Origin of the sequence: Brevibacillus centrosporus (assembly GCF_046622605.1) — a bacterium.
Taxonomy (GTDB): domain Bacteria; phylum Bacillota; class Bacilli; order Brevibacillales; family Brevibacillaceae; genus Brevibacillus; species Brevibacillus centrosporus.
The window spans coordinates 4,412,938-4,427,943 of record NZ_CP176856.1 but is presented as its reverse complement, the minus strand read 5'-3'; the positions used below and the strand labels follow the sequence as shown (position 1 = coordinate 4,427,943).

Below are 15,006 nucleotides of genomic sequence, written 5' to 3'. Positions count from 1 at the left end.
AAGTAGTATCTATTATACTAGGATAAACAACAACTTGTAATAGGATAATCGCTGTGCAAAGATGGGATTATCAGGAGAACAAGGAGGATCACCATGGAAAAAGTTGTTATTACAGGACTAGGTGTTATTTCGCCACTGGGCAATTCGGTCGATCCGTTTTGGGATGGTTTGACCAAAGGCAAATCAGGTATTAGGTTGATTGATACATTTGATACAGCGAAACAGAAAGCAAAAATTGCGGGACTGATCCGCGATTTTGATGGGGAAGGGCGTTTTGGACGCAAGGAAGTGAGGCGAATGGATCGCTTTGTTCAGTTTGCCATAGCAGCCGCTGATCAGGCATGGGAGGATGCTGGACTGCAAAATGCGCAGGTGGATCGTGAACGTCTCGGGGTCTATGTCGGCTCCGGTATCGGGGGCGTGCAGACGCTGCTGGAGCAACATGCCGTCCTGGAGCAAAGAGGTCCAGACCGCGTCAGCCCTTTGCTGGCACCGATGATGATTCCCAATATGGCGGCAGCGATGATCAGTATCAAATACGGCGCGCATGGACCGACGATGGCGCCTGTGACCGCGTGCTCCATCGGAAATACGTCGATTGGTGAAGCCTTTCGTCTGATTAAAATGGGCGGAGCAGATGTCATGATCGCGGGCGGAGCAGAGGCTGCGATCACCGAGGTGTCCCTCGCAGGCTTTGGCAATTCCACGGCGCTGTCCACAAGAAATGAGGAGCCGCAAAGGGCGAGTCGTCCTTTTGATGCGAATCGGGATGGCTTTGTCATGGCGGAAGGGGCCGGAGTCGTGATTCTCGAATCGCTCTCCCATGCATTGCGTCGGGGGGCACGTATTTATGCCGAGGTCATCGGGTATGGGGCGAGCTCAGATGCCTATCATATGGTAGCTACGCATCCAGAAGGGTATGGGCCGTATCTCGCGATGAAGTGGGCACTGCAGGAAGCAGGGATTCAGCCTGAACAGGTCGATGTCATCAGTGCACATGCGACGAGTACAGAGATTGGCGATCGTTCTGAGACCATTGCCATCAAGCGTTTGTTTGGTGAAGCGGCCACTCGGATTCCTGTTACCGCAAACAAGTCGATGATGGGTCATTTGCTGGGTGCTTCTGGTGGGGTGGAAGCGGTAGCCCTCGTAAAAAGCTTGCAGGAAGGGCTCATCCCCCCTACGATCAACCAGGAGGAGTCTGATCCGGAGTGCGATCTGGACTATGTGCCAAATGTCGCACGGAAAAAAGCACTGCAGATTGGGATCTCTAATTCCTTCGGCTTTGGTGGACACAATGCCGTCATTGCCGTAAAAAAATATGAACAGGCATAAGGAATGCCTGTTGGAAAACCTTCCGGATGACGGAAGGTTTTTTTCTCCTCGAATGGTAAGAACCGCTGGGTCACATACTAACGAGGCATGACTCGATTCATCCCTATACCGAGTTAGTGAAGGAGTCTAGGCCAATGGTTAACGAAAAACAACCGGAGAAAACAGAGGTGCGTCGAGGAACCATTCTCGGGGTCATTATTGCTGGGGCAATCGCAGCTTTACTGAATCAGACGCTTTTGAATGTGGCGTTGCCCAAACTGATGAACGATTTTCATATAAATACAACGACTGCGCAATGGCTCATCACCATTTACATGCTGGTGAACGGTGTGCTGATTCCAACGACTGCCTTTCTGATGGAGAAATTTACGACTAGGCAGCTGTTTATTGCGTCGATGAGCTTGTTTTCCGTAGGTACGCTTGTCTGTGGGCTGGCACCTGCTTTTTCCGTCATGCTGATCGGACGGGTGATTCAGGCGGCGGGAGCCGGTATCGTCATGCCGCTCATGACAAACGTGATCTTCAACATGTTTCCTAGGGAAAAACGAGGGTCAGCCATGGGCATCGTAGGAATCGCGATGGTGTTTGCACCAGCAATTGGTCCTACGCTGTCAGGCTGGGTCGTCGAGCACTACTCGTGGCGTGTGCTGTTTTTCATCGTGCTGCCGATCGCTCTTATCGTACTGATCGCGTCGACGTTTTTACTGAGAAATGTCACGGAAACAGGGAACCCCAAGCTCGATGTCTGGGGCGTCATCTTTTCGACAGTGGGCTTCGGTGGACTGCTCTACGGCTTTAGTACTGCTGGAGCAAAAGGGTGGGGCAGTCTGGAGGTCATCCTCATGCTGCTGATCGGCTGTATCAGCTTGATTGTGTTTGTCCGAAGGCAGCTGAGCATTGATCATGCGATGCTGGAGTTTCGTATTTTCAGGACACCTGCCTATACGCTGGCGATTCTGATCAGCCTGATGGTCAATATGACACTCTATTCGGGGATGATTTTGCTCCCTGTCTACGTGCAGAACATCCTGCATTTTACCCCTGTCCAATCCGGGCTGCTGATGCTCCCCGGCAGTATTCTTATGGGAATTATGTCGCCGATTACGGGCAGGCTCTTTGATAAGTTTGGAGCGCGCTATCTCGCCATTACAGGGCTTGCTATCACGATTGTCACGACGTTTGGTTTCACCAAACTGAGCCTGTACACGAGCTACGGCTATCTGATCACGCTCTATACGGTGCGAATGCTAGGCTTGTCCATGCTCATGATGCCGGTCATGACATCGGGTCTTAACGCCCTGCCGCTGCGTCTGAATCCGCATGGAACGGCGATGTCCAATACGGTGAACGCCATCGGGGGAGCACTGGGAACGTCGCTTTTTGTGACAATCATGACGACCAAAAGTGCTGCCCATACGGCTGATATTATTCGCGGGAGTCAGATCGATCCAGCAGACCAGGCTCAGGTAGGACTGGCCACGATGCAAGGCATGGCGATGGGAACCAACGACGCCTTCATGATTGCGACTCTTTTTGCCATCACAGCATTGATTCTTGCCCTGTTCCTGCGCAACCCGCGTCAGCGAGAGGATGAAGTACGGGAGAAAAAAGGAGCAGCCCAGCCTTCGTAGGAGGGCCGCTCATCCGTGATCGATAGTGCGAAATCAAAGCAAAAAGCGCCGTCCCCTGGAGGAACGACGCTTTTTTTGCACCTTACTTTGCGGGCGGCTGGCAAAAGAGCGTTAGCCTTGCTTGCGCATAGCCCCCAGCTCTTCGACGATCGCCGTCATTTCATTGATGCCGAATGCGGTTTTCTTTTGCACCATGTTGTACAGATACAGCAGATCTTCGTAATGCGCGAGGTCAAAATCTTCCGGGCGCATGACAGCCGTATTGGCCATATTCAGTTTGGATTTGATGCCTTCAATCAGAACAGCAAGATTCTCGACAGTCGGTTGGTTCAAATCAGCCATTGCTTGGATCTCCCCTCGTCAGTTGTTCTTTATTTGGTCAGTTGACCGCGCGTGACGCCCAACTGGTTGGTAGCTTTCAACGTGCGCCAAACTTGGGTGCCGCTTACTTCACCACGCAAGGCCTTGCGATACAGGCTGATGACTTCCTTGACACGCTCAGGCTCTTCTTCGAGGAATTCGATGCGATAACTGCCTACGTTCAGGGAGCGGAATTCCTTCAAATACTCGGCACCGGACTGGTCGATTGCATTGTAGACCGTGTTTCTGCAGCCCGTATCGACGCGGACCGGATGGGAGAAGCCTACGCGGTCCTTCAAAGAGACACGAGACGTTTCGCATGGAGTACCGCAGTTCGTATGGTCGGTCCCTTCGCTGAGGAAAGTGCAGTACACGCAGTGCTCGGTATGGAACATCGGCATGTGCTGATGGATGACCAGCTCCATGTCGGATGCTTGGGAGCGGCTGAGCAAGTCAACCATCTGCTGGATGTTCAAATCATAGGACGGGGTCACTCGGGACAGCCCGGCATCGAGGAACAGCTCTACTGCTTTATGGTTGGCTACGTTGAGAGAGAAGTCCCCGATCAACGGAATCTTGATTTCATCACGGCGCGACAGGAAATAGTACAGAGCGCCGGTATTGCGGATCAGGATGGCATCTGGATTGCTTTTGGCGATCAACGCGAGCACGCCATTTTCATCCGGCATATGGATGCGCATGGTGGCGATCCCGATCTTTTTGCCGTACTTGTGTGCCAGCTTGACGCCTTCTGGGTATTGCTTGACGAATTCGAAGTCCGCGTACAGGAAGTCCACATCTGTTTGCGCGGCTGCCTCCAGCTGCGCAAGCGAACGGCACAGAGCCGTCAGCATTGGCTTTTCTACCGCTTGCTTGGCAGGTACATCCGCATAAACGTTGACGTCCTGATGGCGGTACACCGGCGGCTTGGAGCGCAGGAACACGAGCTGCTCCACGGCATCGCGGCGCATTCTGTTCAATTCACTGACGGGTACAATCAGCTCGCCGTCCAAATCGACAGTCAAATCGGCTGCTTCCAGACGGAAAATGCTGCCGCCCAGTCTGCTCAGCTGATCGTGCAGCAGCTCCGCAGTCAGGGGGCGTTTCATTGCCTGCTCCAGATTCATCTCCGAGGTGATATGAACGGCATGGGAGGCAAGCTTGTCGACCCACGTCACACTCAGCTTCTCACCGAGCTTGCCGCTCACATGAACAGCCAGAGGGAAGGTATGGTACGGCTTTTCCGTCTCAAAGGTTTTGCGCAGACGTCTGTCCAGCTCAGGATCGCTGGTCTTCCATACGCGGTCACCCACGTGCAGACGCTTGAGGTTGACGTCGTTTCGGCCCATCACGATTTCGTAGAGGCCTTTCGATACTTCACCCTCGACCTTTTTGCTGCGGGAGAGGATGTCGTAGATGCGTCCGCCTTCTTCTTTTTGCGTCGGGTCCCCAGCGTCGAATACGATGCCGTCTCCGCGCTTGACAGGTGCTGTAATCTCTACGAGCACGGCGCTAGGCAGCAATTTTTTTACTGTGCCGAGATACACGCCGCGGCTTTTCGGGAAGGAGCCGTCTACCAGCTGCTTGTTGTTCGTACCTTCCAAAAAGCCATGCGTGAAGCCACGCGAGAAGCTCTGCTGAAGCTCGCGAATCTCCGTCTCGGATGGCGATATGTCTCGACCGTCAAAGTAGCGGTCGATCGCTGCGCGGTATTTGCTGACGACGTTTGCTACGTACTCCGGCGATTTCAGACGACCTTCGATTTTAAAGGAAGTAACGCCTGCCTCGATCAGCTCAGGTACCAGCTCGAGCGCCGCCAAATCTTTCGGGGACAGGACGTAGGCGATGTTGCCCATATCCTTTTGAACGCCATCCACCATCAAGTCGTAAGGAAGGCGGCAAGCCTGTGCACATTCTCCGCGGTTTGCTGAGCGTCCGCCCCACATTTCCGAGGTCAGGCATTGGCCCGAATAAGAAACGCAAAGAGCACCGTGGACGAATACCTCCATCGGCAGCTTGGCTTTTTCTCCGATTTTTTTGATCTCCTTCAAAGAGTTTTCCCGGCCGAGCACGACGCGTTCAATATCAAACGGCTTGGTGAACTCAACGGCTTCCGGCGAGGTAATCGTCATTTGGGTAGATCCGTGGATCGGGAAGTCGGGGGAGATTTCCCGAATCAGCTTCACGAGTCCGAGGTCCTGAACGATCACAGCGTCGACCCCGGCGTGGATACAGGCGTCAATCAGCTCACGCGCATCCTCCAGCTCGTTTTCAAATACCAGAATGTTAAAGGTCAAAAACCCTTTTACTCCATACATGTGCAAATACGACATAATCTCTGGCAAATCTGCCATATGGAAGTTCTCCGCTCGAGCACGGGCGTTGAACTTTTCGACTCCAAAAAAGATGGCATTGGCTCCATTGGCAACAGCGGCTTTCAAGCAATCCCAGTTGCCGGCAGGAGCCAACAGCTCAATATCTTCACGTTTGATACCATTTCGCATGGGTTTCTCATTACCTCCAAGGTCTTCAAACAAGCTATCTACATCATAGGGAAATGTAGAGGCCATCGCAAGGAAAACATCAGTACTGGCAGATGTTGAAAAAGCGCCTTCCATTCAGAATAAAGGAAATGGTATTCTGTAAGAAAAGTCCAAATATTCTATCCCAAAACCGAGGAACTGACATGCTCATCATCAAAGACATTTTGCTTCAACTGTTATTTATTATCGTCCCTGTCTTGTTGTACAAAAATGTCTGGTTGGATCAGAAGAAAGCAAAAAAAGTCGGCATCAAGTCATCGCTGGTCATGCTCCTGAGTTCACTGAGCGTTATTTTTTGCATGAGTTTTCCTATTCATATGGATAGCGGAATGCGGTTTGACTTGCGTTCCATCCCACTCATCATCACGATTCTTTACGGTGGAGCGATCCCTGGTATTTTCGCGGCAGCTGTGATGCTCGGGTACCGCCTCTATCTGGGGGGAGACGGCTTCGTAGTAGCCGCGATCTCCTTTTGCTTGTACGGGATCCTCCCCTTTCTTCTGATAAAGCGCTGGTACGGCTTTTCTTTTCCGAAGAAGCTGCTATTGACCCTCGTTATGGGCTTCATCAAAGAGTTTGTAGCGGTCAACATTGCAACCATCCTGTTTTTGATGCAGGGGTTGTCTCTCGAGACGATTTACATCCACTTGATGCCGATTGTGACGGTTTCCTTCCTCTACCTTTTGACGCTCTTGGGGACAGTCTACTTGGTGGAGTTTATCAGGGAGTCATATATGATTCGGCTCCAAATCGAACGATCGGAAAAGCTGAATCTCATCAGCGAGCTGGCCGCGAGTGTGGCGCATGAGGTGCGCAATCCGCTCACGGTAGTCCGTGGCTTTATCCAGCTGCTGCGCGAGGAGACCAATCCGAAAAACAGAGAGTACATCAAGCTGGTTCTAAACGAGCTGGATCGAGCGGAATTCATCATCTCGGATTATTTGAATCTGGCCAAGCCTCAGGCAGATGTCATGGAGCGGATCGAGCTGTCGCAAATCGTCGTAGAGGTGACGGCATTGATGTCTTCCTACGCCCTGATGAGCGGGGTAGAGGTAGTAATGCAATCCAAAGGACAAGCCCATGTTATTAGCAATTCCAGCAAGCTCAAGCAGGCGCTGATGAACGTCATGAAAAACGGCGTTGAAGCCATGCCGCGAGGGGGCAGTCTGTACGTTTCAGTCGGGATGGATGGAAACTTGGCAGTAGTGAGGGTCCATGATCAAGGCGAGGGAATGCTTCCCGAGCAGATCGAGCAGATCGGTCTGCCCTTTTACTCAACAAAAGAGAAAGGGACCGGACTGGGACTGATGGTGACTTGCCGAATTATTGAAGCACTGAATGGCAGGATTTTGTTTGAAAGTGAAAGGGGCAAGGGAACGCAGGTCATTATCCATTTACCTGCAGAGCCTTGATGCCGAAAGGAGGCGAGCATGGAAAAGGATCAGGAAATGTGGGAAAAGCTCTTTCACGAACTGGCTTGCATCAAAAGTGAGATGAAGGCATTCAAGCTGGAAACGCGAGCAGAGCTCTATCAAATCAAGGCTGAGCTGAAAGAATGGCAGCGACAGAACCAGCAGCAAGAGCTCCCTTCGAAAGGGGAATAAGAATGATACATATGCAGAAGAAGTGGTGGAATCGCGCGTGGAAGACCGTCTTGGCAGCAGGCTTGTCCGTTTCGCTGGCAGCATGTGCCCAAAACCAGGAGGCTGCGAAACCGAGTGAATCGACCCAGCCTGCACCGGCAGCCCAACCCGCTCCCTCTAAACCGCAGCCGGAGCAAGCAGAGCAGGTGCTGCGCCTGAACAACTTTACGGAGCCGCTGTCTCTGCACCCTGGACTGATCACAGATGTGTGGTCGTCGAACGTCATTTTCCAAACGTTTGAAGGGCTGACCCGCATCGATAAAGACGGTGTGCCGCAGCCGGCCATCGCCGAGACCATTCAAGCTTCCGACGATCTGTTGACCTATACCTTCAAGCTTCGGGACAATGCCAAATGGTCCAATGGCGATCTGGTAACGGCACAGGATTTTGAGTACGCCTGGAAATGGGCGCTGGATGCAAAAAATGGTTCCGAGTACGCGTATCAGTTGTTCTATGTAAAAAATGCAGAAGCAGCGTTCAATGGCAAAGCGAAGCCCGAAGAGATCGGCGTAAAGGCACAGGACGACAAAACGCTGGTCGTCCAGCTGGAAAACCCGACACCCTTCTTTCTCGAGCTGACGGCCTTCTACACCTACTTCCCTTTGAATGCCAAAGTCGTGAAGGAGCATCCGGACTGGGCGAAGGAAGCAGGGCAAGACTACATCTCCAACGGTCCATTCAAGCTGACAGCTTGGGAGCACAAGACCAAGCTCGTGCTGGAAAAGAATGAAAACTACTGGGATGCACAGTCTGTAAAGCTGGCGAAAATCGAGATGAACATGATCAACGACGCCAATACAGAACTGTCGATGCTGGAAAACGGCGACCTTGATTGGGCGGGAGCACCGACAGGCAACCTGCCGCTCGACGCGATGGAGTCACTCAAAGAAAAGGGCCTACTGGAGATCGCACCAAAAGCAGGGACCTACTGGTACGAATTCAACACGCTGCAAAAGCCGTTCAACAATAAAAAGATTCGCCAGGCCTTCGCCTATGCGATCAACCGCAAAGATTTGATCGACAACGTGACGCAGGGAGGCGAGCTGGTCGCGACTGCGATCGTACCTCCTACGATGTTTGCGGAGAACGAAAAAGGACTGTTTACCGACAATGATGTGGAAGTGGCCAAACAGCTTCTAGCGGAAGGAATGAAGGAGGAGGGCTACGCAAGCGTAGATAAGCTGCCGCCAATCATCCTTTCCTACAATACAGAGGAGGCGCAGGCGAAAATCGCACAGGCCGTGCAGGACATGTGGCAAAAGAATCTCGGTGTACACGTGAAGCTGGAAAATCAAGAGTGGAATGTGTACTACGAAAATGTGAAGAATGGCAAGTATCAGGTCGCACGGATGGGGTGGACGGGTGATTTCAACGACCCGATCAACTTCCTCGAGATTTTCCGGACCAAGGAAGGAAACAACCATACCAATTGGGAGAAAAAAGAATTCGCCGATCTTTTGGCTGCCTCTTCAAAGGAAAAGGACGCACAGAAGCGCAAAGCGATCCTGCAGGACGCGGAAAAGATCCTGGTTGATGAGATGCCGGTCATTCCGTTCTACTTCAAATCCACGGTCTATGCGAAAAATCCAAATTTGAAGGATGTCGTCATCTCCGGTCTGGGGAATGTGCAGTACAAGTGGGCACATTTTGAATAAGCATTTTTGAAACAAAAAAGATGGGCGAATCGTTAGGAGGTTTCCTCGATCAGCCCATCAAATACAATGGATACCTTTTCTTCCATGATTTCTTCCAAGGCCCAGGCACCTTCACTGCGTACCCAGTCATACAGCGCATTGTAATAGATGTTTTCCAGCATGTTGGCAGCCACGAGCGGATTGAATTTGCTCTTGAGCTGCTTTTTTTCTTGTGCTTCCTCGATCAGGTCTGCAAACAGCTGCCGCAGCTCGAAGTACACGTTTTTTTCATTTTCGAGCACTTTGCGATGCTTCATGGAGGATTCCACAACGACCTTTATAAAATCAAAGTTGGTGATCGTCACTTCGTTCATGATTTTGTAAATCCTCAGCACCTTCGCCTTGCAGTTGTCATCGTAGTCCCATTCCTCACGACGCTCCTCGATTTGCTGCAGCCGTTCGTAGCCCCAGTTGGCGAGGATGGCCTCTTTGGAGGTGAAGTGCAGAAAGATCGTTCCGCGAGCGACATCCGCCTCTTCGGAAATCATGTCAATAGTAGTGCCTTCAAAGCCGTGCGTTTTGAACAGCTTGATCGCGGCATTAAAGATTTTCTCGCGGGTTTCCCGCTTTTTTCGTTCGCGTCGAGTCGTCAAAAAGGCGACACCTCCTCATCTGATAAGCTTGATTATAGCATAATCATTACCTGCACAAGAATTTTATCCTTTCGAACAGGTGGAAAGGCATCGAAAAAAGGGATAGACTTCTGATAAAGTCGATTGTATATTTATATATCATAATGAATAATTATTATATCGTACCAAGCCGAAAGAGCATGGGGTGGAGGAGTGTAAAATGAGTGTAGCAAAAGCGTTGACCGTGCGTCAGGCCACTACGAAAGACGTCGATGCCATGTTGGAAATCGTTAATGAATATGCACAACAAGGTCTGATGCTGCCGAGGACAAAGCTATCGTTTCTGGAGCATTTGCAGTCCTTTATCGTCGCGCATGACGGAGATACCGTCGTAGGTGTGGCTGGCCTGCATATTCTCTGGGAGGATTTGGCGGAGATTCGTTCGCTGGCCATTTCGGAAAAGGCAAAAGGCATGGGCGTAGGCAAGCACCTGGTGCTCCATCTGGTCGATGAATGCCGCAATCTCGGAATCAAACGTGTGCTTGCTTTGACCTACCAACAAGAATTCTTTGAAAAATGCGGTTTCTGGATCGTCGCAAAAGAGACGTTGCCACAAAAAACGTGGAAAGACTGTATCAACTGCTCCAAATTGCCTATGTGCGACGAAATTGCGATGATTTTTGAAACGTAATCATACTTTGGTATAGCCTTCCTTTTTTCTTTTCTGGTACTATATTCATATGAATAATAGAAATATAGTGAATGTTCTACCAGAGACAGAATGAGATTTGGGGGGCTTGCCATGAAGCTAGGAGCGCGAGTGTTGATTGTGCTGCTGTTGGCGGGAATCGTGCCATTGACGGCAGCGGGCGTGTTTGCTTACAGCGAATCCAAACAGGAGCTGCTGAGCAGTAGTAAGGCTACCTTGGAGGCATTGCGCAACAGCAACAAGGAGCAGGTGGAAAATTACTTTCGCGAACGGTCCCGCAATCTGGATACGTTAGCAGCATCGAGCACGATCATTTCAGCATTATCCGAGTTTCGTGGGGTGTGGGAGCAAGGCAGAGAATCTCCGGCGTATCAGGAGGTCGAGTTTACCCGGACCAAGGAATTGAAAATGGAAGTGGCGCGTTACGGCTTTGCCAACGCTTACCTGGTCAATGACAAGGGTGAGATCGTCTACGAGACCAAACCGCAAAAGGACTTGGGGACCAGCCTTTTGATGGGGCAATACGCGGATTCCGTATTGGGGCAGACCGTTCAGCTGGCACTGAAAGGGCAGACGACGGAAATGTCCGATCTGAGCTACTACGAGCCGTCTGGCAGCAATCCTGGCGTATTTATGGCTACACCGATATTTGAAAATGGCTTTATCATTGGAGAGCTGGCAGTGGAAGTCTCTCTCGACTATGTGTCACGTCAGCTCAATCGACGGGAGGGGCTCGGAGAAACGGGGAAGGTCTATCTGGTTGGAGCGGACAAATTGATGCGCTCCCAGCTGGGGGATGCAGAAGAGACGCGGCTCAAGCAGCAGGTAAACACGCCGATTGTCGATCAGATCCTTCTGACGCAGCAATTTCAAGGAACGACTGTCGGACAAGATTACCGGGGGCAAGAGGTACTCGTCTCCTACGATCAAGTAAAAGTAGGCAAAAGAACGTGGGCAATTCTGGCTGAGATGGATATGACGGAAATCTTGAGCGGGGCCAATCGAATCATGAATGCGATGATCGTTTTCAACGGTGTCGTTCTCTTGATCATAGTGGGGATTTCGTTGTATACAGCGAACTGGCTTCGTCGCTCGTTTCGCGGATTGCTCAAGGCGGCTTCGCAAATTGGTCAAGGCGATTTTTCCAGCCAAATTCCTGCGTGGCTCCTAAGGCGCAAAGACGAGCTGGGAGAGCTGGCGCGGTCGCTTGATTCTATGCGCGTACAACTGCTCAGCATCCTGCAGCAGGTAAGAGACGCCTCTTCCTCTGTTTCCGAGGCGGTTAAAGAGATTCATAGCAATACGAGCGAGATCGCCGCTTCCAGCGGTCAAATCGCGCAGGTCGTAGATGCGGTAGCCGCTTCCGCCGATAATCAAATGGACAAGATGGGACATACCTTGAAGCTCGCGGTAGACTTGACCAATGATGTGGCTGGAGTGACGGAAAATGTGGAGCAGGTTTCACTCTCTTCCCAGGAGATGAAGCGGCACACCGAAGCGGGCAGAAAAGCCGTGACGGCAGTCGTAGACAGTATGGAGGAAATCAACCGCTCTGTCGTTTCTGCTAGAGAAGTCATTTACGCTCTGGAGAAAAAATCGCAGGATATTTCGCGGATTAGTTCCGTTATCTCTGAAATTGCCCGTCAGACGAATTTGCTGGCGCTCAATGCCGCGATCGAGGCAGCACGCGCGGGTGAGCAGGGAAAAGGCTTTGCTGTCGTCGCAGGTGAGGTTCGCAAGCTCTCGGAGGGGACGAATGAAGCTGCTCTGCAAATCGCACAAATGATCGGCGATGTGCAAAAGGATACAGCAGCCGCGGTTGCCCGTATGGCGGAAGGCTCGGAAACAACTGCACATGGACTGGTGACGGCACGGCAATCCGGCGAAATGTTCCAGCTGATCGAGCAAAACATCCTGCGGGTCACACAGGAAATGGAAAGCGTCAGGGAAGCGTTCAATCGGATGGCGCCCGATGCACGACAGGTTGTAGCGGTTGCCGAGGAAGTGTCCGATGCCTCCTCCCAGGCAGCAGCAGGAGTGCAGAGCATCTCGGCCGCCGTCGAAGAAGAGAGCGCTGCTATGGAGCTGATTGTTCAATCGGCTGATCAGCTGGCAAAGCTCGCAGAAGACTTGCGTAGGTCACTCGCACGGTTTGTATTAACTGAAAATTGAGACGAGAAGAGACTGGCAGAAAAGCTGGTCTCTCCTTGTCTCTTTTTCCATTTTGGGAGGATAACTCTCATAGAATGTTGAATGATAAGTACGATGGAGAGTTTTTGGCCGGAGGGACGTAAGCGTGCACAAACTAGATTGGGAACTATATCTGCTGCCGTTCGAGCAAGCTGTGGAAGAAATTAAAGTTAAAATTAAAAACATCCGAAATGAGCTGCGCAAGCGCAAAGAGCATTCTCCTATTGAGTTTGCCATGGGCAGGGTCAAATCGATTCCAAGCATTTACAACAAGGCCAACCGCCTTCAATTTCCGATTGATGAAAACATCTGCTGGGAGATTCGGGACATCGCGGGAGTGCGTGTCATCTGCCAGTTTATCGAAGACATTCCCGCTGTCGTGGAGATGATCCGCAAGCGTGGCGATATGCGAGTCTATCTGGAAAAGGATTATGTATCGACACCGAAAGAGAGTGGGTATCGCGGCTACCATTTGGCGGTCGAATATCCGATCATGATGGCGGGCGGACAAGTAACGATTCCCGTTGAAATCCAGATTCGTACGCTGGGGATGAACTTTTGGGCGACGATTGAGCATTCCCTGAATTACAAATACGAAGGGATCATTCCGTCCAATATACGTCAGCGCTTGTTCGAAGCGGCGAAGGCATCGTATAAGCTGGACAGCGAAATGAACAACATCCGGGATGAGATCAAAGAGGCGCAGGCAGAATTCACGAAAAAGGAAGTGCCGATGGATTCCTTGCTTTCGCTGGTTGAGCTGGACCTGGACATCGATGCCGGGTTGGAAAACATGAGCGCAAACGAAGGAGAAGAGCAAAACGATGACAACCATTAATTGGCTGGAAGAAACACGCAAGCGTCAAGAAGCACTGATTGCGACCACGCAGTCCTTCTTGCAGATCAAGAGTGTGCTCGATCCGGCAACCGCAAAAGAAGGAGCACCATTTGGAGAGGGGATTCGCAAGGCGCTGGATTTTGCCCTCGAAGTGTGTTCCGAGGCTGGCATGACTATCAAGGATGTGCGTGGATACGCGGCGCATGCTGAGTTCGGACAGGGAGAAGAGCTGATCGGGATTCTTAGCCACGTAGACGTCGTTCCAGAGGGCGATGGCTGGAGCACGCCACCGTATGCAGCTGAGATCGTGGACGGCAAGATCGTGGCGCGTGGGGCGATCGATGACAAAGGCCCAACGATGGCTGCCATTTTTGCCGCCAAGATCGTGATGGAGCTGGGGCTACCACTGTCCAAGCGGGTGCGCTTTATTTTTGGAACCGACGAAGAATCCAGCTGGAAATGTGTGAATACATACTTTGAAACCGAAGAAATGCCAACGATGGGATTCACGCCGGATGCAGATTTTCCTCTGATTTATGCCGAGAAGGGTCTCACGGACCTGACCCTGTGTCAGACGAAGGAAGCTTTCGAAGCAAAGGCAGAGAAAGGCGCTGTCGATGTACAGGCCCAGCTCGTATCGCTGCAATCTGGCCTGCGAATGAACATGGTGCCGGATAAAGCTGAAGCTGTGCTATCTCCGAAGGCTTTGGATGCCCAGTCGCTCATTGCGAAGTACCGCCAGCATCTGGAAGCAAATGATTTGAAGGGCTCCGTAGAAGAAAAGGGTGGCACCGTCGTACTGCACATGGAAGGCGTATCTGTACACGGCATGGATCCAGGAAAAGGTGTGAATGCAGGTACTGAGCTGACGCACTTTTTGAGCGGCCTTACGCTGGATGCGCGTGCGGCGGGCTACGTGCGCTTTGCAGATCGTTACTTGCATAAACAGCATCATGGCGAATCGCTGGGGATTGCGCACAACGACGAAGAGATGGGGCCGTTGAGCCTAAATACAGGCGTGCTGGAGTACGAGGCACAGGGAGACGCGATTTTCCGTTTGAATATCCGCTACCCGCATTCGGTCTCTTTTGATCAATGGTCAGCTGTATTGGCGAAGCATGGGGCTGAGGAAGCTTTTGAGCTGGAAGTGGTCGAGCATTTGACTCCACACCGCGTAGATCCCAGCCATCCGCTGGTCACGACACTGCAGCGAGTCTATACGGAGCAAACAGGCGAGGAGGCGGGAATCATCGCCATCGGCGGAGCCACCTACGGCCGTTCCCTGAATGTAGGCGTCGCTTTTGGCCCCTTGTTCCCTGGCCGCCCAGACAGTGCCCATCAGCGGGATGAGCACATTTTGATCGACGACTTGGTAAAAGCGACAGCCATCTATGCCCAAGCCATCTATGAGCTGGCGAAGTAATAAAAAGCAAGCGGGATTGTACCGAATGGGTACGCCCGCTTTTTTGATGTTTGAATGAGTACATTGCG

Annotated in this window: 12 protein-coding genes; 9 read left to right on the top strand and 3 right to left on the bottom strand. The window is 51.6% G+C overall.

The window, feature by feature from the left end:
• The first annotated feature begins 93 nt into the window (after positions 1-93).
• Together fabF and ACLIN2_RS22340 are read left to right on the top strand one after the other, a co-directional pair.
• Entirely contained in the window at positions 94-1,335 is a 1,242-nt protein-coding gene (gene fabF / locus ACLIN2_RS22345) for a beta-ketoacyl-ACP synthase II (RefSeq protein WP_411502164.1), read from the top strand.
• Positions 1,336-1,469: 134 nt separating this feature from the next.
• Complete coding sequence (locus ACLIN2_RS22340; RefSeq protein ID WP_411502163.1) at positions 1,470-2,966, top strand: DHA2 family efflux MFS transporter permease subunit; 1,497 nt, start codon at positions 1,470-1,472, stop codon at positions 2,964-2,966.
• 111 nt (positions 2,967-3,077) lie between these two features.
• Here ACLIN2_RS22340 and ACLIN2_RS22335 read toward each other — a convergent pair whose 3' ends face one another.
• Together ACLIN2_RS22335 and ACLIN2_RS22330 are read right to left on the bottom strand one after the other, a co-directional pair.
• Positions 3,078-3,308, bottom strand: coding sequence for a DUF1128 domain-containing protein (locus ACLIN2_RS22335; RefSeq protein ID WP_092268467.1), 231 nt, complete (start codon positions 3,306-3,308; stop codon positions 3,078-3,080).
• 29 nt (positions 3,309-3,337) lie between these two features.
• Complete coding sequence (locus ACLIN2_RS22330) at positions 3,338-5,830, bottom strand: DUF3656 domain-containing U32 family peptidase (protein WP_327932767.1); 2,493 nt, start codon at positions 5,828-5,830, stop codon at positions 3,338-3,340.
• Positions 5,831-6,012: 182 nt separating this feature from the next.
• Here ACLIN2_RS22330 and ACLIN2_RS22325 point away from each other — a divergent pair, with 182 nt between their 5' ends.
• From ACLIN2_RS22325 to ACLIN2_RS22315, 3 genes are read left to right on the top strand one after another with little or no spacing between them, the layout of a single operon-like run.
• On the top strand, positions 6,013-7,281 hold the full coding sequence (locus ACLIN2_RS22325) for an ATP-binding protein (protein WP_411502162.1): 1,269 nt from the start codon (positions 6,013-6,015) through the stop codon (positions 7,279-7,281).
• 18 nt (positions 7,282-7,299) lie between these two features.
• Positions 7,300-7,473, top strand: a complete 174-nt coding sequence (locus tag ACLIN2_RS22320; protein ID WP_170184387.1) for a hypothetical protein — start codon at positions 7,300-7,302, stop codon at positions 7,471-7,473.
• Between the two features lie 2 nt (positions 7,474-7,475).
• Positions 7,476-9,167: a peptide ABC transporter substrate-binding protein gene (locus ACLIN2_RS22315; protein ID WP_411502161.1), complete on the top strand. Its 1,692-nt coding sequence runs from the start codon at positions 7,476-7,478 to the stop codon at positions 9,165-9,167.
• Positions 9,168-9,199: 32 nt separating this feature from the next.
• Here the strand turns inward: ACLIN2_RS22315 and ACLIN2_RS22310 are convergent, their stop codons facing one another.
• Positions 9,200-9,799, bottom strand: coding sequence for a TetR/AcrR family transcriptional regulator (locus tag ACLIN2_RS22310; RefSeq protein WP_092268469.1), 600 nt, complete (start codon positions 9,797-9,799; stop codon positions 9,200-9,202).
• A 199-nt stretch (positions 9,800-9,998) separates the two neighbouring features.
• On the opposite strand from ACLIN2_RS22310, the gene ACLIN2_RS22305 reads away from it, so the two are divergent.
• The 4 genes from ACLIN2_RS22305 (at position 9,999) to pepV (ending at position 14,938) form a co-directional block, all read left to right on the top strand.
• Entirely contained in the window at positions 9,999-10,469 is a 471-nt protein-coding gene (locus ACLIN2_RS22305; RefSeq protein ID WP_122960578.1) for an N-acetyltransferase, read from the top strand.
• A gap of 111 nt (positions 10,470-10,580) precedes the next feature.
• On the top strand, positions 10,581-12,659 hold the full coding sequence (locus ACLIN2_RS22300) for a methyl-accepting chemotaxis protein (RefSeq protein ID WP_411502160.1): 2,079 nt from the start codon (positions 10,581-10,583) through the stop codon (positions 12,657-12,659).
• 124 nt (positions 12,660-12,783) lie between these two features.
• The gene (locus ACLIN2_RS22295; RefSeq protein ID WP_092268472.1) at positions 12,784-13,515 is read left to right on the top strand and encodes a GTP pyrophosphokinase; all 732 of its coding nucleotides are present in this window, start codon (positions 12,784-12,786) and stop codon (positions 13,513-13,515) included.
• A complete protein-coding gene (gene pepV, locus ACLIN2_RS22290; protein WP_411502159.1) occupies positions 13,502-14,938 on the top strand; it encodes a dipeptidase PepV in 1,437 nt (478 codons plus the stop codon). Before ACLIN2_RS22295 ends, pepV begins: the two co-directional genes overlap by 14 nt.
• Positions 14,939-15,006 lie beyond the last annotated feature (68 nt).